This is a genomic window from Paracoccus alkanivorans, from assembly GCF_003697785.1.
Taxonomy (GTDB): domain Bacteria; phylum Pseudomonadota; class Alphaproteobacteria; order Rhodobacterales; family Rhodobacteraceae; genus Paracoccus; species Paracoccus alkanivorans.
The window spans coordinates 173927-195740 of record NZ_QOKZ01000005.1 but is presented as its reverse complement, the minus strand read 5'-3'; the positions used below and the strand labels follow the sequence as shown (position 1 = coordinate 195740).

Sequence of the window (21814 nt, the reverse complement as noted above, 5' to 3'; positions counted from 1 at the left end):
CCGTCGGGCCCCCTGTGGATACTCGGTTCTTGTGCCGGATCAGATCAGCAGCACCTGGGTGCCGATCTTGGCCATGCCGAAGAGTTCCTTGATATGCTCGTTATACAGACCGATGCAGCCATTCGAGGATTTGCGCCCGATCTTGCGCGTGTCATGGGTCCCGTGGATCCGGTAATACTGCCAGCTTAGCCACAGAGCATGGGTTCCAAGTGGGTTGTCCGGCCCCGGCGGCACGAAATCGGGCCAGGAGGGGTTGCGGGCCTTCATCTCGGGGGTCGGCGCCCATGAGGGACCTTCGACCTTCTTGATCACCTCGGTCCGGCCAAGGCGGGTCAGGTCCTTGCTGACCGGGATTGACGACGGATAGACGCGATAGACGCTTTCATCCTCGGACCAGAAATGCACCGCGCGCGAGGTGATGTCGCACAGGATGGCGCCGTTGGTCAGATTGCTGAAGTAAGGACGCCAGTCCTGTGCCCGGAAGCTCGATATATTGTGGCGCTGGTCGCCGCCATTGTCATACTGGACTGCCCCGGCATCAGGGGTCGCGCCGCCTGCCGCGCCGCCATAGATTGGCTGTCCGGTATATGGGTCGATTTGCTGCGCAAGGCCCGGTACCGCCAAACCGGTCGCTCCAAGCGCAACGGCCGAGCCAAGAAATGCCCGGCGATTAAAAGCTGTCATGCTCATCAGCTGTTGTCCTCGTTCCTCATGGCCGCTCTTTCGGGGGCCTACTGCTTCTGCATTGCGGATAATGAATATATAGCCCGGTGGCAGAGAAGCGCCAAATCAAACAGATGCGAGAATTACCTCGGATGAAAACGCGCCTAGCTCACGCATTCTTGCGTTTGAAGGCTCCCCTGCCATTCGGTAGATCTGTAACCCAGAGCAGTCGAGGGACAAGGTGGATGAAAAAAATCAAGTTAATATCGGTGGTTGCGCTAATCGCACTGGCTGCATGCCAGCCGCGCATGGCGGCGCAGATCGGACCGGACGGACAGCCACTGCCGGTCGCATATAAAATCGATGCCCGTGAAGAGGCACAAATTCCCGTCCGGGTGTTGCAGCAAGTCAACACTCTGCGCGCCAATGTTGCTTTGACACCGCTGACATTGGACCCGCAACTGGCGGCGGCGGCGCTGGCACATTCGCGGGACATGTCCGCGCAGAACCGCGCCTGGCACTGGGGCTCGGACGGGTCCTCGCCATTGGAGCGGGTTCGGCGCCAGGGCTTCTATGGACATCTGGTCGGAGAGAATATCTCGGAAACATATGAAAACGATATCCAGACGCTGAACGCATGGATGGCGACGCGCGATACCCGCGATGTAATCATGGATCCGAGCGCGACCAGACTGGGGATCGCATGGTATCAGGAGCCATCGGGCAAAATCTGGTGGACATTGCTGACCGGAGGCAATTGACCGGAAGGCTACAAGAACGGCAAAGCCCCGGCCAGCCAGCCGGGGCTTGATCCACGTCATCCGGTACGATCAGGGATTGATGATGATCGGCACACCCGGACGAACCATGGCAAAGATTTCCTCGATCTCTTCGTCCTTCACGGCAATGCAACCGGCAGTCCAGTCCCGTTTTTTCGGTGCCAGCGCGTTTCCTTCGGGCCCCCAGCCATGGATGAAGATATCTCCACCCGGCTTGCGGCCCATGGATTCGGCAAATGCCATGTCGCGTGGGTCGGGATAGGAAACACCTACCGACAGGTGATAACGGCTCTTGGGATTGAAGCGGTCGATGAAGTAGATCCCTTCGGGGGTCTTGCCATCGCCTTCGAACTGCTTGTGGCCGACCGGCACATTGCCCAGCCCGATATCATAGGCTTTCAGCACGGTCTTGCCGCTTAGCAGATACAAGCGGCGGTCACCCTTGTTGACCACGACCTGGGTCACGGGCGGGCCGCTATAGGATTTGAATTTGGATGGAGGTTTGCCGCATGCTGCCAGTAAGGCCAGCAACGAAAACGCGACTGTCCGGCGGGTTGCTCGATACATCACTGCCTCAGAAACTTTATTGTTTTGTATGGACTGGATAGCATATTTTCAGCCCGGTTGACTAGCGGCGATGAAACTCTGCCACGGTTTCGACATGTGGCGACCAGCGGAACTGATCGACGATATGAATGCCTGACAGAACATAGCCTCCATCCGTTAAAATTTTCGCATCCCTGGCGAAATTCACCGGATCACAGGCAACGAAGGCGATTTTCGGCACCGGCGAGGCGGCGATTTCCCGCGCCTGCGCCCCGGCCCCGCTGCGGGGCGGGTCGATCACGATTGCGTCAAACCTCGCGAGTTCACCGGCTGCCAAAGGGCGGCGGGCCAGATCGCGAATCTCTGTCGTGACGCGCTGAAGATCCGGCGTATCGCGCCAGGCGGCATCCAGCGCTTGCAGAGGAGCGGCCAGACCCTCCACCGCATGGACCTGTGCCGCCTCGGCCAGGGGCAGGGAGAACGTCCCGCAACCGGCAAAGAGGTCGGTGATCCGCCTTGCGTCCCGCGTGATTTCCTGCACGGCTGCCAGAAGGGCTGCTTCGCCTTCGGTAGTCGCCTGCAGAAAAGCCCCGGGCGGCGGCACCACCCGCGCGGACCCCATCGGCAGCGCGGGTGCGCGGCGGGTTATGGCTTCGCCATCCCAGTCAAGCCGCGCCAGGTCGCCCTGGTCGGCAAGCGCCGCCAATGCCCGGAACAGCCCGGCATCCACCGGCTTGCCTCCACGCACCGCCACGTCCAGCCCGGCGGGGCCGTGAATGACGGTCAGGGTCAGCTCGGCCGACCGGGATGCGCCAACGATAACGATCTGCCGCAACAGGGGCAGAGCCGCCGCGATCACGGGATGCAGCACATGACATGCCTGCAGGTCCGTGATCACCTGCGAGGCACGGGCGTGAAAACCGACCAGGGCCCCTTTCTTCGTCCTGCGTCCCGACAGGACCGCCCGGCGGCGGGATCGCGGCGGCGATATATGCATCCCTGCCACCGGCGCCTGCAAGCCATGTGCTGCCAGTGCGCCCTCGACCACCCGGGTTTTCCACCCGGTCGTGAACCCCTCGGAGGCATGCATCAGTGCACAGCCTCCACATGCGCTGTAATGTCTGCATATGGGTTTGACCCGATCGGGCGATGGCGTCGCAATACGCGGAGAGGCGATACGGCCATCCCGCGCCTCTCCCTCGATCTCCTCTCCGGGCAGGGTCAGCGGGGCGAGGGCGCGCCCATCCGCTCCGACCGCCACGCCGTCGCCGCGCCGTCCGAGCCGCTCGATCTGCCACAGGCTCATTCGGCCGCCTCTTCGGTCCCCAGGAAGCCGCCCGATTGCCGGTTCCAATAGCGCGCATAAAGCCCGGCCTTCGCCAGCAACTGCTCATGCGTGCCCTGCTCGACGATCCGTCCCGCATCCATGACGATGATCCGGTCAAGCTGGGCGATTGTCGAAAGACGATGCGCGATGGCCAGCACGGTCTTGCCCTTCATAGCGCGGGAAAGGGCCTGCTGCACCTGCGCCTCGACCTCGCTGTCCAGCGCGCTTGTTGCCTCGTCCAGCACCAGGATCGGGGCATCCTTCAGAAAAGCCCGCGCCAGTGCGATCCGTTGACGCTGGCCGCCAGACAGCTTGACGCCGCGCTCTCCCAGATGTGCCTCGTATCCCTTGCGCCCGGCGTGATCCTGAAGTCCGAGGATGAAATCATGCGCCTCTGCGGATTTGGCTGCGGCCTCGATCTCCTGCTGCGTGGCGCCGGGACGGCCATACAGGATATTGTCACGGGCCGAACGGTTGAACATCGCGGTTTCCTGCGTGACCATGCCGATCTGACGGCGCAGGCTTTCCTGGGTCACTTCGCGAATGTCGCGGCCATCGATGCGGATCGTGCCGTCCTCGACATCGTAAAGCCGCAGCAGCAGAGCCACCAGCGTCGATTTTCCCGCGCCCGAGGCCCCGACGATGCCGATCTTTTCGCCGGGCCGGATATGCAGCGCGACATCCTGCAACCCGCCCAGATCGCGGCCATAGGCAAAGCTCACATCGTCGAAATCGATCTTGCCCGCCACGCGTTCCAGCTCCTTGGCTTCGGGGGCATCGGTCAGCGCATGGGGCGGCGCCAGGGTGCGCATGCCGTCCTCGACCTCGCCGATGCTGCCCCAGATCCCCATCAGCGCCATGCTGACCCATCCGGTCATCTGGCTCAGCCGCATCGAGATGGCGCCCGAGGCGGCGATATCGCCCGGCGTGGCCAGCCCCTCGCGCCATAACACGATCGAGCCGCCGACAAGGATCACCGGCAACAGCCCCGCGATGACCATCAATGACAGGCGGAAACTGCTGCTGACCACGCCGAAATCCAGTGCCCGCTCGCGGAACCCGGCCATGGCGCCAAGCGCGGCGCGGTCCTCGTGCTCGGCATGGGCGAACAGTTTGACGGTCTTGATATTGGTGATCGTATCGACGACCTGCCCCGTCACCATGGCGCGAGCCGAGGCGCGGGCGCTGGAGCGTGAGCGGATCCGGGGCAGGAAAAAGCGGATCAGCCCCAGATAGGCCCCCAGCCAGACGATCAGCGCCACCGCGCCCCAGCCATCGACAGAAACCAGGAAGGCTGCCGAGCCCAGCACCGAGGCCAGCGCGAAAGCCACCACGTTGACCATCTCGGTTGCCACATCGGTCACGGCACGGGCGGTCTGCATCTGCTTTTGCGCGAGCCGCCCCGCGAAATCATTGTCAAAGAATGTGACCGAATGCCCCATGGTCCAGCGATGCAGCCGCGACAGCACCAGCGGCAGGACATTCGGCCCGACGATCACGCTGGAAGTGGCAGAAGAGATCCCGAAGATCACCGGGCGCAAGAGCAGGAAAAAGCCGACGAAAGCGGCGATCAGCAAGCCGTTCTGGCTCCATAGGCTGTCGGGGCTGCCTATCGCCACCGCATCGACCACCGCGCCCAGCAACACCGCCGCCAGCACATCGGCCACCCCGCCAAGGGCGGACGCAACGGCGGCCAGCGACAGGCCGCCCCAAGCGCCCGACAGGCACCAGCGGGCAAAGGCCAGCAAACTGTCCGGAGGAGGGCCATCCGCCGGGCGGAATGCATCGATCAGCTGCCCGAGACGGCGGTGCAGGGTCATCCTTCCTCCCCCGCTTGCAGGGCTGCCTGGATCAGAGCCGGGGCGGGCCGGGTGAAATCGCTTTCGATCCACAGGGTTTCGGCTGCCTGCAACCCGCGTCCAACCGCCGGTCCGGTCAGTTGCGGCATCAGATCCCGGGCCGAGATCGGCAATCTTGCCTCGGCTGCCCGCGCGACCTGTGGCCGCCAGTTTGGCGGTAATGCCATTCTCCGGCTACCCGCAAGCAGGGCATAATCCGTGCCTGCCCTGATCCCGAGGCGATAACCGGCCTCGTTAAGCGACCATTTTGCCGTGATAGCCTCTGCCAGCGCGGTTTGCCCGCGGATCTCATCCTTCGACAGGCGCAAGGCATCGGCGCAATCCCTGCCGCCGCTCAGGGCGGCCAGACGCCGGGACCATGAGGGAGGGATGTTCTCGCGTGCCTCCAGTGCCACCAGGTCGCTCAGGGCACCGGGTTCCGCGCCGGGCAAGAGTTGATCCAATATCCCGGTTTCCGCCATCAGCAGGATCGAGGCCACGGGAGCCGGAGCCGCCAGAAGCTTCTTCATCTCACTGCCGATCCGTTCGCGGGCGATCTGTTCTAATCCATCCTTCAATGCCGCGCAGGCCGCGACGGCCCCCGGTTCCGCCTCATGCCCGTACCAGGCGTGGAACCGGAAGAACCGCAGGATGCGCAGGTAGTCCTCGCGAATGCGCTGTTCGGGATCACCCACGAAGCGCAGCCGCCGCGCCTCCAGATCGGGCAGACCGCCGACCGGATCGATCACCGCGCCAGTGCGGTCGGCGTACAGCGCGTTCATGGTGAAATCGCGGCGATGCGCATCCTCGTCAAGATTGTCCGAAAAGGCCACTACGGCACGGCGGCCATCGGTTTCCACGTCGCGACGAAATGTCGTGACCTCGAAGCCGCGTCCGTCCGAGACGATGGTGACGGTGCCATGTTCGATACCCGTCGGAACCGGTTTCAACCCCGCCGACAGGGCCAGCCGCTGGACATGCTCGGGCCGTGCATCGGTTGCGATATCGATATCATCGACGGGCTGTTCCAACAGTGCATTGCGCACTGCGCCTCCGACCAGATAGGCTCGGTTGCCCTGTGCTTCGACTGCATCGAGCACCGCGATCAATGCCGGATCTTCCAGTATCTCGGGCGGCAGCCGGGTCATGCATGCAGCCTTCTGGCAAGCCCCAGCAGGATCCGTGCCGTCGCGCCCCAAAGGTAGTAAGGGCCGTGAGGTGCGGCGTAATAGCTGCGCCAGCCGCCCCGCCAGCGCCGCTGTTCGATGCGATAGCGTGCGGGATCGGAGATATGGGCGAAGGGCAGGGTAAAGACCTCGTCCACCTCGCCCGGCTCGGCTATGGGTGTGAAGCTGCCCCGGATGATGCCCAGAACCGGGGTGACGGCAAAGCTGGTCACGGTCCGGTGCGGGGGCAGGGTGCCGATCAGGTCCACCTGTGCCGGATCCAGCCCGACCTCCTCGAGCGCCTCGCGCAGGGCGGCGGCGGTCTCGTCGGTGTCGCCGGGATCGACCTTGCCGCCGGGAAGGGCGATCTGGCCGGGATGATGCCGCAGCCCCGAGGCGCGCTTGGTCAGCAACAACCGGCCGTCATCCTCGTGGAACGCGGCCAGCACCCCGGCGGGCCGTAGGGGCGTGTCGGGTGGCACCGGATCGTTCAACTCGTAATCCGAACTCGGTTCCGCCGTTGCTGACAGAGCCCTGCGCAGGTTGTCTTCGGACCATTCCAGCGTCACTCGGCTGCCCTGCCTTTCATGTTGCCTTCGTCATCGCCGGCGATCGGCAAGCCATCGGCATCGATCGTCGCTTCAAACCCGAGGCTGTCGGGGTCGAATTCGTAATGCGCACCGCAGAACTGGCAATCGGCGGTGACGATTCCCTCATCTGTGGTCATGTGCGAAATATCCTTGGCCGAATAGATCGACAGCGTGTCGCGGACCCGGTCCGAGGTACATGGACAGCCGAATTCCACCCGCTGCGCATCGAAGACCCGGGGGTTTTCTTCGTGGAACAACCGCAGGAGCAGGTCGGTGGGGCCGACCGTCGGGCCGATCAGTTCCAGCGTTTCAACCGTGTCCAGCAGCAGGTTGGCGCGGTTCCAGTCCTCGGATTCCGCGCCCTGCAGGATATCGGCGGCCTCGATCAAGCCGCCCTCTCCGCTGCCGCCGTCGGCACTGTCCATGGGTTGTCCGGGCAGGGTTTGCAACATGACGCCGCCCGCCCGCCAATGCTCCGGCTCCCCGGAAAGCTGCGAGCGCCCATGCGCCAGCGAGAAACGGGTAGGCAGCTGCTCGGACTGGGCGAAATAGGTCTGCGCGCAGGCCGGCAGCGATCCTCCGGCAAGGGGTGTGATGCCCTGATACGGCTGCATGTCCTCGCCCTGGTGGATGAGGATGGCGAAATAACCCTCCCCGATCTGCTCGAAGGGAGGGCGGTCATCCAGCCGGTCGGAATCAAAACTGGCCCAGGCACGGATATGGGCGGGCTCGTCCTCGGAGGCAGGGGCATAGTAATCAGCGGCGATGGTACGGACGGCGCCATTGCCCCGGACCTGCAGGCTCAGCTTCCAGCGCAGCTTGATGGTCGGGCCGATCAGCGCAGCAAGCAAGGCCAGATCGGCAACTAGCGCGCTGACCGCCGCGGGATAGTTATGGCGCGACAGGATATGGTCCAGCACGCCATCCAGCCGAGCGGTGCGGCCGCGGATATTCGAGCGGTCGAGCTGAAAGGGCAGAACCGTGTCGTCCCAGGCAATCTGGTTGATTTTGCTCATGGCTGATCCTTGAAATTATGTCTGGCCTGCGGTCGCGAGCCGGGTTGGCCCCAATATAGAGCTTTCACCGGCGATCCCAAGGGGCGGCTTTTCTATACATTGTGACTGCGTTAGGAGAAGGCGTCCTGTCCGGAGGCCAGCATGATCCCCCGTTTCGGAATCGCTCCAGAACCCGCCCGTCAATATCGGCGCCGTCCGGGCGCCTATGCCTTACTGTTGCGCGAGGGGCGGGTATTGCTGACGCATCAGGATTGGCCCGAGCCGGAATTCCAGCTGCCCGGCGGCGGCATCGATCCGGGGGAGGGGCCGATCGCGGCCCTGCACCGGGAGGTTCTGGAAGAGACCGGCTGGACGATTTCCACGCCTCGCCGAATCGGGATCTATCGGCGGTTCTGCTATATGCCCGACTACGACCTTTATGCCGAAAAGCTGTGCTCTGTCTGGCTGGCCCGTCCGGTAACCCGCCTTGCCGCCCCGTCTGAACCCGGCCACGAGGCGCATTGGATTCCCGCCGGTCAGGCGATGGAACTGCTGTCCGATCCCGGCTCGAAGGCGGCGATAAGGCAGGTGCTTCGGACAGTTCAGCCGGGCCCGAGGCAGCCTGCCTTGAATTCGCAAAGCTCGCATCGAAGCCGCCAGGGTATGGCCCGTACTCCGTCGCCCCCGTCCTGATCAGGAACTGGGCCGGTCAGGATGATCGTGGAGCAGGACCTCCGGAAGAGATCGGTTTCCACCAGAACCGCTGACCGGTCATCCCGGACCTTTCCAAGGCTTCGCCCGTTCAGCGCAAGGATCAGCGCTTCCAGAAATGCATGGCCGCAAAGCGAAGAGTTCGCGGCGATAAGGGCGTCGAGACCGTGTTCCCCCAAGGGGTGCCCTTTGAAGTCGGCGGAATCGGTGAAACCGTCCGAGACGATCAGCAACCGCTCCCCCGGCTGCAGGGTGAATTCGAACGCGTCGAATTCCGGCGCGGAGAACAGGCCGAGCGGCATCCCCCCTTGTCCAAGACGCCGGAGGCTGCCGTCGGCGGATTGCAGGACCGGATGCGGGTGGCCCGCCTGGACCATACTGACGCGGCCGGTGACATGATTGATATCCGCGTAAGCCATGGTCATGTGGCTATTGCAGCCCATTTCATCCAGCAGGATGCTGTTCAGGCGATGGGCCAGTTCGACCGGTGTCAGCGCTGCGTTACCCCCGCGTAATGGGCGCAGCACCTCGTTGAGATCAGGAGAAGCCGACAAATGCACCGATAGCCGTGCAGTCAGCAGGGCGGCAGCCACGCCATGACCGGCGATGTCCAGCGCGAAAATGCCGGCCCGCTGATCGTCGATAGGGAAGAAGCCCACCAGATCGCCGCCGATCTGATGCGCCGGGCGCAGCAGCAATGATATGGTCATATCGCCGAACTGGCCGCTGTGATCCCGCATCATGGCCCGTTGCAGCCTACCCGCGTCACCCAGATCCCGCTCTGCCTTTCCTTGCGCTTCACGCATCTGCTGAAGCAGGCCGTGCAGCCGGCTGTTCCGCAGTTGCAGGTCCCCCCCGGCAAGCAGAGTTTTTTCTCCGGCCAACAGGCGCGCGTGCAGTTCGAAGGTCTTGACCGGCTTTACCAGGAAATCGTCTGCACCCGCGTCAAGATTACCAGCGATTTCCCGGGCATCCCGGCTTTGGACCACAAGGATGACATAACAATACCCGCCGTGATCGAGGCCGCGAAGGATCTGGCAGAATCCGGCGACGGGCATGTCGAGTGCGGCAGCGTCGGCGATGACGACATCGGGCCTGAATTGCGGCCCGATCGCCAGAGCGTCGGCGGCAGAGGCCGCCAGGGTCAGATGATATCCCGCCTGCAGGAGCTTCTTCTGCTGCCGGGCAAGATCGCCGATGACCAGAACCCGGCGCATTGTCGCGGCATTGGGGCAGGCGGCTGCAGCGGGCAATGATCGGTCGGCGATGCTCATGACAAAGGGCTAGCACTGTCCGCGTAAACAGCCCATGAACCCAAATTACCGGAATCGTGACAGTTTTATCGTTCACCCATTTGCAGGCCGCGATGCCTAGACCAAAAGTTCCGAGAGTATCTCGTCGCCGGTTATGTCGCGATAGGCAAAACCCGACCGGTCAAGCCGCTCGGTCAGTTGGGTCAGGCTGTCCGGGTCCGTCGTCTCGATTCCGATCAGGACCGAGCCGAAATTGCGCGCCGATTTCTTGAGATATTCGAAACGCGAAATATCATCATTCGGTCCCAGGAGTTGCAGGAAATCGCGAAGCGCTCCGGGGCGTTGCGGCATCCTGAGAACGAAATATTTCTTGACGCCCGCAAAACGCTGCGCACGTTCCTTGACTTCGGGAAGGCGCTCGAAATCGAAATTTCCGCCCGAACAGACGCAGATCACGGTCTTGCCGGTCAGATCGCCCAGATCATCCAGCACGTCGACGGCCAACGCCCCGGCGGGCTCAAGAACGATGCCCTCGGTATTCAGCATTTCCAGCATGGTGCGGCAGATACGGTCCTCGGGCGCGAGATGGACGTCCGAGACCTCGAAACGCGACAGGCTTTCGAAGGGCAGGGCGCCGATCCGGGCAACGGCGGCGCCATCCACAAAACTGTCGATGGCAGGCAGTGCCACGGGCGCTCCGGCCTGCAGGGCGGCTTGCAGGCTGGCCCCGCCCAATGGCTCGGCGAAAGCAAAGCGGGTCTCGGGTGCGGTCTCGCCGAGATAGCGGGTCACACCCGCCGACAGCCCGCCGCCACCGACCGGCAGAACCACCAGATCGGGCGCGCGGCCCAGTTGCTCCAGCATCTCCAGTCCGACCGTCGCCTGTCCCTCGATGATATCCGGGGCATCGAAGGGTGACAGGAATTGCGCCTGCTGCTCGCGCGCAAAAGCCTGCGAGGCCGCCAGAGTCTGGTCGAAGTAATCGCCGGTCAGGACGATCTCGACGGCGTCGCCTCCGAAGATCTGGGTCTTGTCGATCTTCTGCTTCGGCGTCGTGACCGGCATGAAGATCGTTCCCTTCGCGCCGAAATGGCGGCAGGCAAAGGCAACGCCCTGTGCATGATTGCCGGCGCTCGCGCAGACGAAATGCGCGTTGCTGCCGGGCTTGCTGCCGACGAGCTTGCGCATCGCGTTGAAGGCACCGCGCAGCTTGTAGCTGCGAACGGGGGTTAAGTCCTCGCGCTTGAGCCAGATATCGGCATCGTATTTCGCCGACAGGTGGTCATTGCGTTGTAGCGGCGTAGGCTCGAACAGGTCGCGAAGCGCGGCCTCGGCCTGGCGGACGGAGGCGACAAAGTTTTCCATGCCCGCCCCATGCCGCGAAAGCGTGGGTTTGGCAAGGGTCAGTGCAATTCGCGCCCTTCCACGAAATATCCCCAGAGGGTGGTCAGAACGGACAGGTTCAGCAGGGTGCTGAACCAGTTCGAGGCAATGTAATACAGAACGGGCAGGCCGGGCAGCACCACGAGAAGATGCACGATATATCCGATCACGGAGACGATGACCGTGACCCAAAGAAGCAGCCAGTAATGCCCCGCGAGGCTGGCCTCGCCCTTTTTGAACGCGTTTTCCTCTCCGAGCGCGATACCCGGCAGACCTGCGGACCAGCGCAGAATGACGGGTTCCACCAGAAGTATCGGAGCAGTGATCACCAGAAAGGAGACAACCGGATGGGGCCCAAGGGAGGTTTCGGCGATTCCCGCAATGATGGCTCCGGAGATCGCCACCGGGATCACCAGCAATATGGCCATGACAACGATCAGAATACTTCGTGCCAGATAGCTGCGGGTTTCATGGCTGAGTGCGGGGACTACGGAAGGTTCCTCCTCCCGGAGGATGAAACGGTGAAAGGATACAGCCAGCCACATCACAAGCAGGAAAAAGAGCAGCAGCAGGAGAACTTCGCGTGATGCAGTCTCGGGCGGAAACGGATCACCGAATTCGCGTAGCAGCAACTGCCGTTCTCCGGCATTGAACAAGATGTAGACCGCCAGCACATGCAGGCCCACCGGTGCCCATAGAAGCCGCAGCATAACCGGGACATCGCAGATGATCTGCCGGATGGAGTGGTTAACGATTCGGAACGCGAGCATGATGCCTCGGACGGCAGGATAATTCTTTCTGCCGAGCCTGCCTTGAGATGACTAACAAATCCCTCTATTCCGTGACCGGGATCTTTAAAGGTTTAGACACATGTCCGACGCGCCGAAGAAAGTCGTCCTTGCCTATTCGGGCGGGCTCGACACCTCGATCATCCTGAAATGGCTGCAGACCGAATATGGCTGCGAGGTCATCACCTTCACCGCCGATCTGGGGCAGGGAGAGGAGCTCGACCCCGCCCGCAAGAAGGCCGAGATGCTGGGCATCAGGCCCGAGAACATCCATATCGAGGATCTGCGCGAGGAATTCGTGCGCGATTTCGTCTTTCCGATGTTCCGCGCCAATGCGGTCTACGAGGGCTGCTACCTGCTGGGCACCTCGATCGCCCGCCCGCTGATCTCCAAGCGGCTGGTCGAGATCGCGCAGGAGCACGGGGCCGATGCCATCGCCCATGGCGCGACCGGCAAGGGCAACGACCAGGTTCGCTTCGAGATCGCAGCCTATGCGCTGGATCCGGCGATCAAGGTGATCGCGCCGTGGCGGGAATGGGACCTGACTTCGCGCACCAGGCTACTGGAATTCGCCGAGGCGAACCAGATTCCCATCGCCAAGGACAAGCGTGGCGAGGCGCCGTTCAGTGTCGACGCGAACCTGTTGCATACGTCGTCCGAGGGGAAGGTGCTGGAGGATCCGGGCGAGGAGGCGCCCGATTACGTCTACCAGCGCACGGTTCACCCCGAGGATGCGCCCGATCAGCCGGAATTCATCGAGATCACCTTTGAGAAGGGCGATCCGGTCGCGATCAATGGCGAGGCGATGTCCGCGGCCACGGTGCTGACCGCGTTGAACGAATACGGGCGCAGGCATGGCATCGGCCGCCTCGATCTGGTCGAGAACCGCTTTGTCGGGATGAAATCACGCGGCGTCTACGAGACCCCTGGCGGCACCATCCTGCTGGAAGCCCATCGCGGCATCGAGCAGATCACGCTGGATCGCGGCGCGGGGCATCTCAAGGACCAGATCATGCCGCAATATGCCGAGCTGATCTATAACGGCTTCTGGTTCTCGCCTGAGCGCGAGATGCTGCAGGCGCTGATCGACAAGTCGCAGGAGCATGTCACCGGGACGGTGCGGCTCAAGCTCTACAAGGGTCTTGCCCGGACGGTCGCCCGTCACTCGGAGCATTCGCTTTACTCCGAAGCGCATGTGACCTTCGAGGATGATGCCGGCGCCTATGACCAGAAGGACGCGGCGGGCTTCATCCGCCTGAACGCGCTGCGCCTGAAACTGATTGGCAACCGCAACGCCCGGATCAAGCCATGAGTGAACAGCGCCTGACCGCCCGAATCGCGATTGTCACGGTCAGCGACCGTGCGTCGCGTGGCGAATACGAGGACAAGGGTGGTCCGGGTGCTGAGGAATGGCTGCGCGGGGTTGTGACCTCGCCGGTCCGGATCGATCGCCACATCATCCCCGACGGCCGCGACATCGTGGCCGCCAAGCTGCGCGAACTGGCCGATGGCGGTGCCGACCTGATTCTGGTGACCGGTGGCACCGGCCCCGCCCCGCGCGACCTGACGCCCGAGGCGGTATCCGATGTGGCCGAAAAGGAGCTGCCGGGATTCGGCGAGGAAATGCGCCGCGCCTCGCTGGCCGAAGTGCCCACCGCGATCCTGTCGCGCCAGACGGCGGTGATCCGCGGCGCCTCGCTGATCATCACGATTCCCGGCAAACCCTCGGCCATCGCCACCTGCCTCGATGCGGTTTTCGCCGCCGTGCCTTATTGCCTCGACCTGATCGGCGCCGCTCGGATCGAGACGGACCCGGCGCGGATCGAGGCGTTCCGCCCCAAGGGCAAGTGAATTCCCGGCTGCGGGCTTTGGATAGGTATTTGAACAAAGAAGAAGCGGATATTTCTTCTTTGTTCAAATACCTGAAAGACTTAACCGCCAAACAGGCGCAGCGCCAGTGGCGCGATGATGGCGGTCAGGACCGCGTTCAGCCCCATGCCGATGCCGGAGAATGCTCCGGCGGTTTCATTGACCTGGAACGCGCGGGCGGTGCCGATTCCATGGGCGGCGACTCCGACCGAGAAACCGCGCGCCCGCCAGTCGCGGATCTTCAGGGCATTGAGCAGCGGCGTGACGATGATGGCGCCGAATATGCCGGTCAGCAGCACCAGTGCCGCGGTCAGGGTGGGCTGGCCGCCGATACGCTCGGCGATGCCGATGGCGACCGGCGCGGTGGTGGATTTCGGTGCCAGAGATGCGAGAACCGGGCCGCTGATGCCGAAGGCGCGGGCGATGAGAAGGGCTGAGACGACGGCTGTGGCCGAACCCGCGAGCAGGGCGGCCAGCATCGGCAGGGCGGCTTTCCTGACGCGGGGCAGGTTGTCGTAAAGCGGCAGTGCCAGAGCGACGGTTGCGGGGCCGAGCATGAAATGGACGAATTGCGCACCCTCGAAATAGGTCGCGTAATCGGTGCCTGTCAGCCATAGCAGCAGCGCCAGCAGGATCACCGCGATCAGCACCGGGTTCGCCCAGCTTTGCCGCCCCGTGGCCCGGAAACAGGCATCCCCCGCCAGATAGGCGACCAGGGTCGCCGTCAGCCACAGGAGCGGCCCCTGCGCCAGGTAGGACCAGATCAGAAGCGGATCACGCATCGTTCGGACCTTTCTGTGCCTCGGGATCGGTCGAGCCGGTCCAGCGTGCCACCGCCGCGAAAACCCATGCCCCGACCGCGATCGCCAGCACCGTCGAGCCGATCAGCGCCAGCATCAGCGCCACGCCATCCTCGCGCAGCAGGTCGCGATGCGCCACGATGCCCACCCCGGCGGGCACGAAGAACAGCGACAGGTGTTGCAGCAGCCCAAGCGTCGTGCCCCGGATATGGGCGGCGACAGAGGGGCGCAGGATGCAGGTCAGGACCAGCAGGATCAGCCCCACGACCGGCCCCGGCAGGGGGAGGGTGAGCGCGCGCGAGATAACCTCGCCAATCAGTTGAAACGACAGGATGATGGCCAATGTGCTGATCATGAAAGGCAGGCTAGCCGAGCGATGCGACCTGTGCCAGACGGCTTTGCGTCATATACGAATATGCTGTTTCATGCCGGGGGCGGCTTGCACGCATCTTGTGGATAAAATGGTATATTCGTCCATATCTTGGGGTTCGTGTTGACTTGTAGCGGTCTCGCGGCAACAATCCTCTATAACTCTGATTCTGGAAAGGCCGACCTTTGCGCTTCGACCGCCTTCGTCTCAACGGCTTCAAGAGCTTCGTGGACCCGACCGACCTGGTCATCCGCGAGGGGCTGACCGGTGTTGTCGGTCCCAATGGCTGTGGCAAGTCGAACCTGCTTGAGGCATTGCGTTGGGTCATGGGCGAGAACCGCCCGACCGCGATGCGCGGCGAGGGGATGGAGGATGTGATCTTTGCCGGCACCTCGCGGCGTTCCGCCAAAGGGCATGCCGAGGTCACGCTGACCCTCGATAACCGGGACCGGCTGGCGCCGGCGGGTTTCAATGACGAGGATCATTTCGACATCGTGCGCCGGATCACCCGCGATGCCGGTTCCGCCTACAAGATCGCGGGCAAGGATGTGCGGGCGCGCGATGTGCAGATGCTGTTCGCCGATGCCTCGACCGGCGCGCATTCCCCGGCGCTGGTGCGGCAGGGGCAGATCAGCGAGCTGATCAACGCCAAGCCCAAAAGCCGCCGTCGGATCCTTGAGGAGGCGGCGGGGATCTCGGGGCTCTATCAGCGCCGGCACGAGGCAGAGCTGAAGCTGAACGGGGCCGAGAACAACCTGACCCGCGTGGACGACACGCTGGATCAGTTGTCCACGCAGGCGGCCAGCCTTGCCCGGCAGGCGCGGGCGGCGGCGAAATATCGCGAGATCGGGGCGGCCTTGCGACTGGCCGAGGGGCTGCTGCTCTATCGCCGCTGGTCCGAGGCGGAAGAGGCGCGGCTGGCGGCGACCGAGGCCCTTGCGGCGGCGGTCAAGGCTGCGGCTGAGGCCGAGGCGGCATCGCGCCAGGCCGCAGAGCGGCGAGAGGCCGCAGATGAGGCGCTGCCCCCCTTGCGCGAGGAAGAGCAGGTGGCGGCGGCGATCCTGTCGCGCCTGACCGTGGAGCGCGAGGCGCTGGACGAGGCCGAGGCGCGGGCTGCCGAGCAGGTTTCGGCGCTGGCCGCCCGGATCGCGCAGCTTGACCGGGATATCGAACGCGAGGAAGCACTGAACCGCGATGCGGGCGAGGTAGTGGAGCGTCTGACCTGGGAAAAGACCGAGTTGGAGAAATCGGGGCAGGGCCATGACGAGCGCGTGGACGCGGCGGCCGCTGCGGCGGATGAGGCCGCCGAGGCGCTACGCGAGGTCGAGGCGCGGCTGGCCGAACTGACCGACGAATCGGCGCGGCTTGCCGCCCGCCATCAATCCGCCGAGCGGCTGGTCTCGGATTTGCGCGATATGCTGGCGCGTGCGGAACGCGCCGCCGCCGAGGCCGACGAGAATGCTAACCGGGCCGCTCAGGCCGGGATCGCTGCCGAAGAGGCATTGCGGGCCGCCGAAGAAGCGCAAGACGCCGCGCGCGACCGGGCCGAGGCTGCCGAGGAGGCTTTGGGCGGTGCGGAAGCCGCCCGCGCCGAAGCCGAAGCAGCCGAAGCCTCTGCCCGCGCCGCCCGGTCGGAGGCCGAGGGCGAGGCGGGCGCTTTGGCCGCCGAAATGGCGGCGCTCAAACGGCTGGTTGAGCGGGGGCAGTCGGATGGCAAGGCGATCCTTGACCGGGTGCAGGTGGCCAAGGGTTACGAGGTCGCCTTCGGTGCCGCCCTGGGCGACGATCTACGGGCCGGGCTGGCCGAGGACGGGGAGACGGGTTGGCACGATCTGCCCGGTTGGGATTCGCCGCAGCCCTTGCCCGAAGGGGCGGAGCCTCTGGCGCGGCATGTCACCGGTCCCGAAGTGCTGGCGCGGCGCTTGTCTCAGGTCGGGCTGGTCGCGGATACGGAAACCGGGGCGGCGATGCAGGCGGGCTTGCTGCCCGGCCAGCGGCTGGTGACACCCGAGGGCGATCTGTTCCGGTGGGACGGGATGCGGGTGATGGCGGGCGAGGCATCCTCCTCCGCTGCGCTGCATCTACAAAAGGTCAACCAACTCAACGAGATAATCGCGCAAGTTGAAGAAGCGCAGGCACGAGCGGATGCGGCTACTGTCGCCCATGACGAGGCCAAGGCGCGGCTGAACGATGCCTCCATGCAGGAGAAATCCGCCCGCGACGGGCGGCGCGAGGCCGAACGGCTCTTGTCGGATGCGGCGCGGGCCGCGACCCGTGCGGAATCCGATCTGGCGATGGCGAACAGCCGTGTGGAATCGGCGCGGGGTGAGTTGACCCGGCACCGGGCAGATGCCTCGGACGCCCGGACCCGACTGGCCCAGGCCGAGCGGGCTCTGGCCGATCTGCCGGATCGCGGCGATGCCGCGCAGGCAGTCGAGAATGCTCGCACCGGGGTCGAGGCGGCGCGAATCGCGACCATGACCCGCCGGGCCGCTCTGGATGAATTGCGCCGCGAGGGGAACGCCCGGCAGAAACGCCTGCAGGAAATCGCCAAGGAGGAATCGGGCTGGAAGCTGCGGCTTCAGCAGGCGGGCACGCGGGCCGCTGAGCTGGCCAGCCGCCGCGAGGCCGCCGCCGGGGAATTGCAGCAGGCAGAGGCGCAACCCGCTGTTCTGGCTGAGAAACGCGACAGTCTGAGCGAGCGAGAGGCGCAGGCCGAGGACCGGCTTTCCCGTGCCCGCAACGCGCTGTCGGCTGCCGATGACGCAGCCCGCGCCGCCGCCCACGCCGAGCGCGATGCCGAGCGCATGGCCTCGGAGGCGCGCGAGACGCGGGCCGCGCGTGAGGCACGGGCGGAGGCGGCGCGGGACAGCGAGGCCGTGGCCCGGACGCGGATCTTCGAGGAAACCGAATCGACGCCGCAGGCGCTGTGCGACAGTCTGGAGGAAGCCGATACCGAGACCCCCGCTGCCGCGCTGGAGGATCGGATCGCACGGTTGCGCGCACAGCGCGATGCCTTGGGCGCGGTCAATCTGCGCGCCGACGAGGACAAGCGCGAACTGGAGGAAGAGCGCGACCGGCTGGCTGCCGAGAAGGCGGATCTGGAAGAGGCGATCCGCAAGCTGCGCGCCGGGATCGGCAGCCTTAACCGCGAGGGGCGCGAGCGGCTGCTGGCGGCTTTCGACACGGTGAATGCCAATTTCTCGACGCTTTTCACCACCTTGTTCGGGGGCGGCGAGGCACGCTTGGTGCTGGTCGAATCCGACGATCCGCTGGAGGCCGGGCTGGAGATCATGTGCCAGCCGCCGGGCAAGAAACTGTCCACGCTCAGCCTGCTGTCCGGGGGCGAGCAGACACTGACGGCGCTTGCGCTGATCTTCGCTGTGTTCCTGGCCAATCCCGCGCCGATCTGCGTGTTGGACGAGGTTGACGCGCCGCTGGACGATGCCAATGTCAGCCGCTTCTGCGATCTGCTTGACGAGATGACGCGGCGCACCGAGACGCGTTTCCTGATCATTACCCACCACGCGGTCACCATGGCGCGGATGGACCGGTTGTTCGGTGTGACTATGGTCGAACAGGGCGTCAGCCAGCTTGTCAGCGTCGATCTGCAGCGCGCCGAAGCCTTGGTCGCCTGAGACCCCGGCAATGCCGCCGGACGCTGCGCGGCGAAAGCCAGGCGGCCGAAATCGTTCGATACATTGCCGTAGTCAAAGGCGATCGCGGTCCTTGCGGATATCGCCGATGGTCAGCACTGGCGATGCCTCAATCTCTCCGGCATTCAGCATAGCCGCGACGCGTTCCAGGACCGCTAGGACCATTTGCTGCTCCCAGTTCTCGAGCTTCTCGAAATTCCTGACGAAATGCTGTTGCAGGGCACTTGGCGCGTTTTTCAGCGCTTCTGTGCCCGCTTCCGCGATGACGACATTGGTCTGCCGCCGGTCCATGCTGGATCGCTGGCGGCTGACCATCTCGCGTTTTTGCAACTGATCGACCAGCGCTGTCACCGTTGCCTGGCTGACGCCCATCTGATTGGCCAATGCCGTAGGGGTGGCGCTGCCGCCTTCGCGGCTGGCAAGAATTTGCAATACACGCAGTTTGGCCGGTGTCAGCCGGGCGGCCTGGGCAAGTTCACGCTCGTAAAGCTCGGTCGCGCGCAGGATGCGGCGCAACGCGATCAAGGCTTCGTTGAGGCGATTTTCGTTCGGCTTGCTCATGTTGCGATCATCACATGAAACGCGGGAATCGTTCAATTGCTAAACAATGAGTAAATATTTTGCTTGACTAAGTGATTTTCCACAGGGTTCTGGTTTGGGTGCCGCCAAAATCTCCATATCGACAGTTATTTAGCTGATATTGGCTAAAATTTGCCGTATCGGTTGCAACCGAGGGGTGTTTTTATTAGTTAGTAAAGCGAAGCAAAGCAGAGATCGGACTCCATGCCCAAAGACGTGAACGAGATCGAAAAGCATCGCAACCGGACGATTGTCCTGCGCAAACCGCGCAGCACCGACGGCTCGGCCATCTGGGAACTCGTGCGGGAATGCAAACCGCTGGACGAGAACTCGATGTATTGCAATATCGTTCAGGCCGAGCATTTCAGCGACACCTGCGTGGTGGCGGAAATGAATGGCGATATCGTCGGCTGGATCTCCGGTCACATGATCCCCAATGAGGATGCATTGTTCGTCTGGCAAGTGGCCGTCAGCCCCCGCGCCCGTGGGCTGGGACTGGGCCGCAAGATGCTGGAGCATCTGATCGGCCGCGATGCCTGTGCAGAGGCGCAGCAGCTCAACACCACCATCACCAGGGATAACGAGGCTTCCTGGGCGCTGTTCCGCAGCTTTGCCCGCGAGGTGGGCGGGGAGCTTTCCGACAAGGCGCATTACAAGCGCGATCTTCATTTCGATGGCCAGCACGCCACCGAGCATATGGTGACGATCACCCTGCCCGACGAGGAAGACGCGTCCTCGGCTGCCGCCTGAGCTTCGCCGAACAGGCCGACTTTATCAAAACGCACAAGGTGCGAAAGGATTTCCAATGTCCAAGGATATGACCAACGGTATCGATACCGGTATTTTCGAGCGCCGCGAAAGCGAGGCGCGTTCCTATTGCCGGGGTATTCCGGCTGTTTTCATTGCCGCGCGCGGCTCGATCCTGACCGCGCAGGGCGGCACGGAATATATCGATTTCCTAGCGGGCTGTTCCTCACTGAATTACGGCCATAACGATCCCGACATGAAGACCGCGCTGGTCGAACATATCACCGCTGATGGGCTGGCCCATGGGCTGGACCTGCACACTGACGCGAAAGCCGGCTTCCTGTCGGCATTCGAGCGCCACATCCTTGCCCGGCGCGGCATGGATCATCGGATAATGTTCACTGGTCCCACCGGTGCGAACGCTGTCGAGGCGGCGATGAAGATCGCACGCAAATCGACCGGCCGCACGAATGTCATCGCCTTCACCAATGGCTTTCATGGCGTGACCATGGGGGCGCTGGCGGCAACCGGTAACGGTTATCACCGTGGTGGCGCGGGGATCGACAAGCAGGGTGTCACCCGGATGCCCTATGACGGCTATGCCGATGGTGTCGATGGGGCCGCACTGCTGGATCAGATGCTGTCCGATGCTTCGGGAGGGATCGACGCGCCCGCCGCCATCATGCTGGAAACCGTACAGGGTGAGGGCGGGCTGAACGCCGCCTCGAGCGAATTCGTCCGGAAGATCGCCGCTGTCGCCAGAAAGCACGGCGCGCTGCTGATCGTTGACGATATCCAGGCTGGCTGCGGCCGGACCGGCACTTTCTTCTCGTTCGAAGAGATGGGGGTCACTCCCGATATCGTCACCATGGCGAAATCCATTTCGGGCTTCGGTTTGCCACTGGCGCTGGTTCTGGTGCGTCCCGAGCATGACGTACTTGGTCCGGCCGAGCATAACGGCACTTTCCGGGGTAATACCCATGCCTTCGTCACTGCCCGTATCGCGATCGAGAAATTCTGGGCCGACAAGAGTTTCGAGACCGAGCTGGCCGGAAAGGCCGCGCTGATCGAAAAGCGGCTGACCGAACTGGCCGATCTGGTTCCCGGAGCCTTCCTGAAGGGCCGCGGGCTGATGCGCGGCGTCGATGTAGGGTCCGGGGATCTGGCCGGGAAAATCTGCGCACGTGCCTATGAGAAGGGGCTTGTGATCGAGACGTCGGGTAGCGAAGATCAGGTCGTGAAGGTCCTGGCCCCGCTGACCACCCCGGTGGAGACATTCGAAAAAGGCTTTGACATCCTGCTGGATGCGGCCCGGGAAACTCTCGACACGACCAAGATTGCTGCGGAGTAAGACAGAGATGATCGTTCGCGACTTCAACAAACTGAAAGACACCGACCGCTCGGTGTCGGATGCACGCTGGAACTCGGTGCGGATGCTGCTGGCCGATGACGGGATGGGGTTCTCGTTCCACATCACCACGCTCGAGGCGGGATCCGAGCATACCTTCCACTACAAGCATCACTTCGAAAGCGTCTACTGCATGTCGGGCAAGGGCTCGATCACCGATCTGGCGACCGGCGAGACGCATGAAATCAAACCCGGTGTCATGTATGCGCTGAACCTGCATGACAAGCATACCCTGCGGGCCGAAGAAGAACTGGTCATGGCCTGTTGCTTCAACCCGCCGGTAACGGGCAAGGAAGTCCACCGCGAAGACGGCTCTTACGCCCCGGTGGAAGAATTGACGGACTGA

20 protein-coding genes and 1 pseudogene are annotated in these 21814 nt (G+C 63.7%); 8 read left to right on the top strand and 13 right to left on the bottom strand.

From position 1 onward, the window contains the following. Window positions 1–39 precede the first annotated feature (39 nt). Window positions 40–690, bottom strand: coding sequence for a L,D-transpeptidase (locus C9E81_RS14300; protein ID WP_122113036.1), 651 nt, complete (start codon window positions 688–690; stop codon window positions 40–42). Between the two features lie 218 nt (window positions 691–908). Between C9E81_RS14300 and dalA the strand changes: the two genes are divergently transcribed. Continuing rightward, window positions 909–1424 carry a divisome-associated lipoprotein DalA gene (dalA, locus tag C9E81_RS14295; RefSeq protein WP_122113035.1) on the top strand — a complete coding sequence of 172 codons (516 nt, stop codon included), beginning with the start codon at window positions 909–911 and terminating at the stop codon, window positions 1422–1424. A 69-nt stretch (window positions 1425–1493) separates the two neighbouring features. Here dalA and C9E81_RS14290 read toward each other — a convergent pair whose 3' ends face one another. The 6 genes from C9E81_RS14290 to hslO form a co-directional block, all read right to left on the bottom strand. Continuing rightward, window positions 1494–2009, bottom strand: a complete 516-nt coding sequence (locus C9E81_RS14290; RefSeq protein ID WP_122113034.1) for a L,D-transpeptidase family protein — start codon at window positions 2007–2009, stop codon at window positions 1494–1496. 61 nt (window positions 2010–2070) lie between these two features. Beyond that, on the bottom strand, window positions 2071–3294 hold the full coding sequence (locus tag C9E81_RS14285) for a class I SAM-dependent RNA methyltransferase (RefSeq protein ID WP_122113033.1): 1224 nt from the start codon (window positions 3292–3294) through the stop codon (window positions 2071–2073). Then, window positions 3291–5135, bottom strand: coding sequence for an ABC transporter ATP-binding protein (locus C9E81_RS14280; protein ID WP_122113032.1), 1845 nt, complete (start codon window positions 5133–5135; stop codon window positions 3291–3293). Before C9E81_RS14280 ends, C9E81_RS14285 begins: the two co-directional genes overlap by 4 nt. Beyond that, entirely contained in the window at window positions 5132–6301 is a 1170-nt protein-coding gene (locus C9E81_RS14275) for a CCA tRNA nucleotidyltransferase (protein WP_122113031.1), read from the bottom strand. Before C9E81_RS14275 ends, C9E81_RS14280 begins: the two co-directional genes overlap by 4 nt. After that, window positions 6298–6888 carry an NUDIX hydrolase gene (locus tag C9E81_RS14270; RefSeq protein WP_122113030.1) on the bottom strand — a complete coding sequence of 197 codons (591 nt, stop codon included), beginning with the start codon at window positions 6886–6888 and terminating at the stop codon, window positions 6298–6300. Before C9E81_RS14270 ends, C9E81_RS14275 begins: the two co-directional genes overlap by 4 nt. Beyond that, entirely contained in the window at window positions 6885–7925 is a 1041-nt protein-coding gene (gene hslO, locus C9E81_RS14265; protein ID WP_122113029.1) for an Hsp33 family molecular chaperone HslO, read from the bottom strand. Before hslO ends, C9E81_RS14270 begins: the two co-directional genes overlap by 4 nt. Window positions 7926–8066: 141 nt before the next feature. Between hslO and C9E81_RS14260 the strand changes: the two are divergent. Next, window positions 8067–8501 (top strand): annotated as a pseudogene (locus tag C9E81_RS14260) (NUDIX domain-containing protein); the annotation flags it as partial. A 5-nt stretch (window positions 8502–8506) separates the two neighbouring features. On the opposite strand, the gene C9E81_RS14255 reads toward C9E81_RS14260, so the two are convergent. From C9E81_RS14255 to C9E81_RS14245, 3 genes are all read right to left on the bottom strand, one after another. Further along, on the bottom strand, window positions 8507–9889 hold the full coding sequence (locus C9E81_RS14255; RefSeq protein ID WP_122113027.1) for a PP2C family protein-serine/threonine phosphatase: 1383 nt from the start codon (window positions 9887–9889) through the stop codon (window positions 8507–8509). A gap of 96 nt (window positions 9890–9985) precedes the next feature. Beyond that, window positions 9986–11233 (bottom strand): threonine ammonia-lyase IlvA, encoded by a 1248-nt coding sequence (gene ilvA / locus C9E81_RS14250; RefSeq protein WP_122113026.1) that lies wholly within the window; start codon window positions 11231–11233, stop codon window positions 9986–9988. A 38-nt stretch (window positions 11234–11271) separates the two neighbouring features. Then, the gene (locus tag C9E81_RS14245; protein WP_122113025.1) at window positions 11272–12021 is read right to left on the bottom strand and encodes a hypothetical protein; all 750 of its coding nucleotides are present in this window, start codon (window positions 12019–12021) and stop codon (window positions 11272–11274) included. A gap of 100 nt (window positions 12022–12121) precedes the next feature. Between C9E81_RS14245 and C9E81_RS14240 the strand changes: the two genes are divergently transcribed. Then, a complete protein-coding gene (locus C9E81_RS14240; RefSeq protein ID WP_122113024.1) occupies window positions 12122–13351 on the top strand; it encodes an argininosuccinate synthase in 1230 nt (409 codons plus the stop codon). Beyond that, a complete protein-coding gene (mog, locus tag C9E81_RS14235) occupies window positions 13348–13890 on the top strand; it encodes a molybdopterin adenylyltransferase (protein WP_122113023.1) in 543 nt (180 codons plus the stop codon). The genes C9E81_RS14240 and mog overlap by 4 nt, the downstream gene beginning before the upstream one ends. A gap of 80 nt (window positions 13891–13970) precedes the next feature. Here the strand turns inward: mog and C9E81_RS14230 are convergent, their stop codons facing one another. Then, complete coding sequence (locus C9E81_RS14230) at window positions 13971–14690, bottom strand: LrgB family protein (protein ID WP_122113022.1); 720 nt, start codon at window positions 14688–14690, stop codon at window positions 13971–13973. Continuing rightward, on the bottom strand, window positions 14683–15063 hold the full coding sequence (locus tag C9E81_RS14225) for a CidA/LrgA family protein (RefSeq protein WP_122113021.1): 381 nt from the start codon (window positions 15061–15063) through the stop codon (window positions 14683–14685). Before C9E81_RS14225 ends, C9E81_RS14230 begins: the two co-directional genes overlap by 8 nt. Window positions 15064–15263: 200 nt before the next feature. Between C9E81_RS14225 and C9E81_RS14220 the strand changes: the two genes are divergently transcribed. Next, window positions 15264–18716 carry an AAA family ATPase gene (locus tag C9E81_RS14220; RefSeq protein WP_122113020.1) on the top strand — a complete coding sequence of 1151 codons (3453 nt, stop codon included), beginning with the start codon at window positions 15264–15266 and terminating at the stop codon, window positions 18714–18716. Window positions 18717–18788: 72 nt separating this feature from the next. Here C9E81_RS14220 and C9E81_RS14215 read toward each other — a convergent pair whose 3' ends face one another. Continuing rightward, window positions 18789–19295, bottom strand: coding sequence for a MarR family winged helix-turn-helix transcriptional regulator (locus C9E81_RS14215; protein WP_122113019.1), 507 nt, complete (start codon window positions 19293–19295; stop codon window positions 18789–18791). Between the two features lie 222 nt (window positions 19296–19517). Here C9E81_RS14215 and ectA point away from each other — a divergent pair, with 222 nt between their 5' ends. From ectA to C9E81_RS14200, 3 genes are read left to right on the top strand one after another with little or no spacing between them, the layout of a single operon-like run. Then, the gene (gene ectA / locus C9E81_RS14210; protein ID WP_122113018.1) at window positions 19518–20063 is read left to right on the top strand and encodes a diaminobutyrate acetyltransferase; all 546 of its coding nucleotides are present in this window, start codon (window positions 19518–19520) and stop codon (window positions 20061–20063) included. Between the two features lie 55 nt (window positions 20064–20118). Further along, window positions 20119–21411 (top strand): diaminobutyrate--2-oxoglutarate transaminase, encoded by a 1293-nt coding sequence (gene ectB, locus C9E81_RS14205; protein WP_122113017.1) that lies wholly within the window; start codon window positions 20119–20121, stop codon window positions 21409–21411. A gap of 7 nt (window positions 21412–21418) precedes the next feature. Then, window positions 21419–21814, top strand: a complete 396-nt coding sequence (locus C9E81_RS14200) for an ectoine synthase (RefSeq protein WP_106689892.1) — start codon at window positions 21419–21421, stop codon at window positions 21812–21814.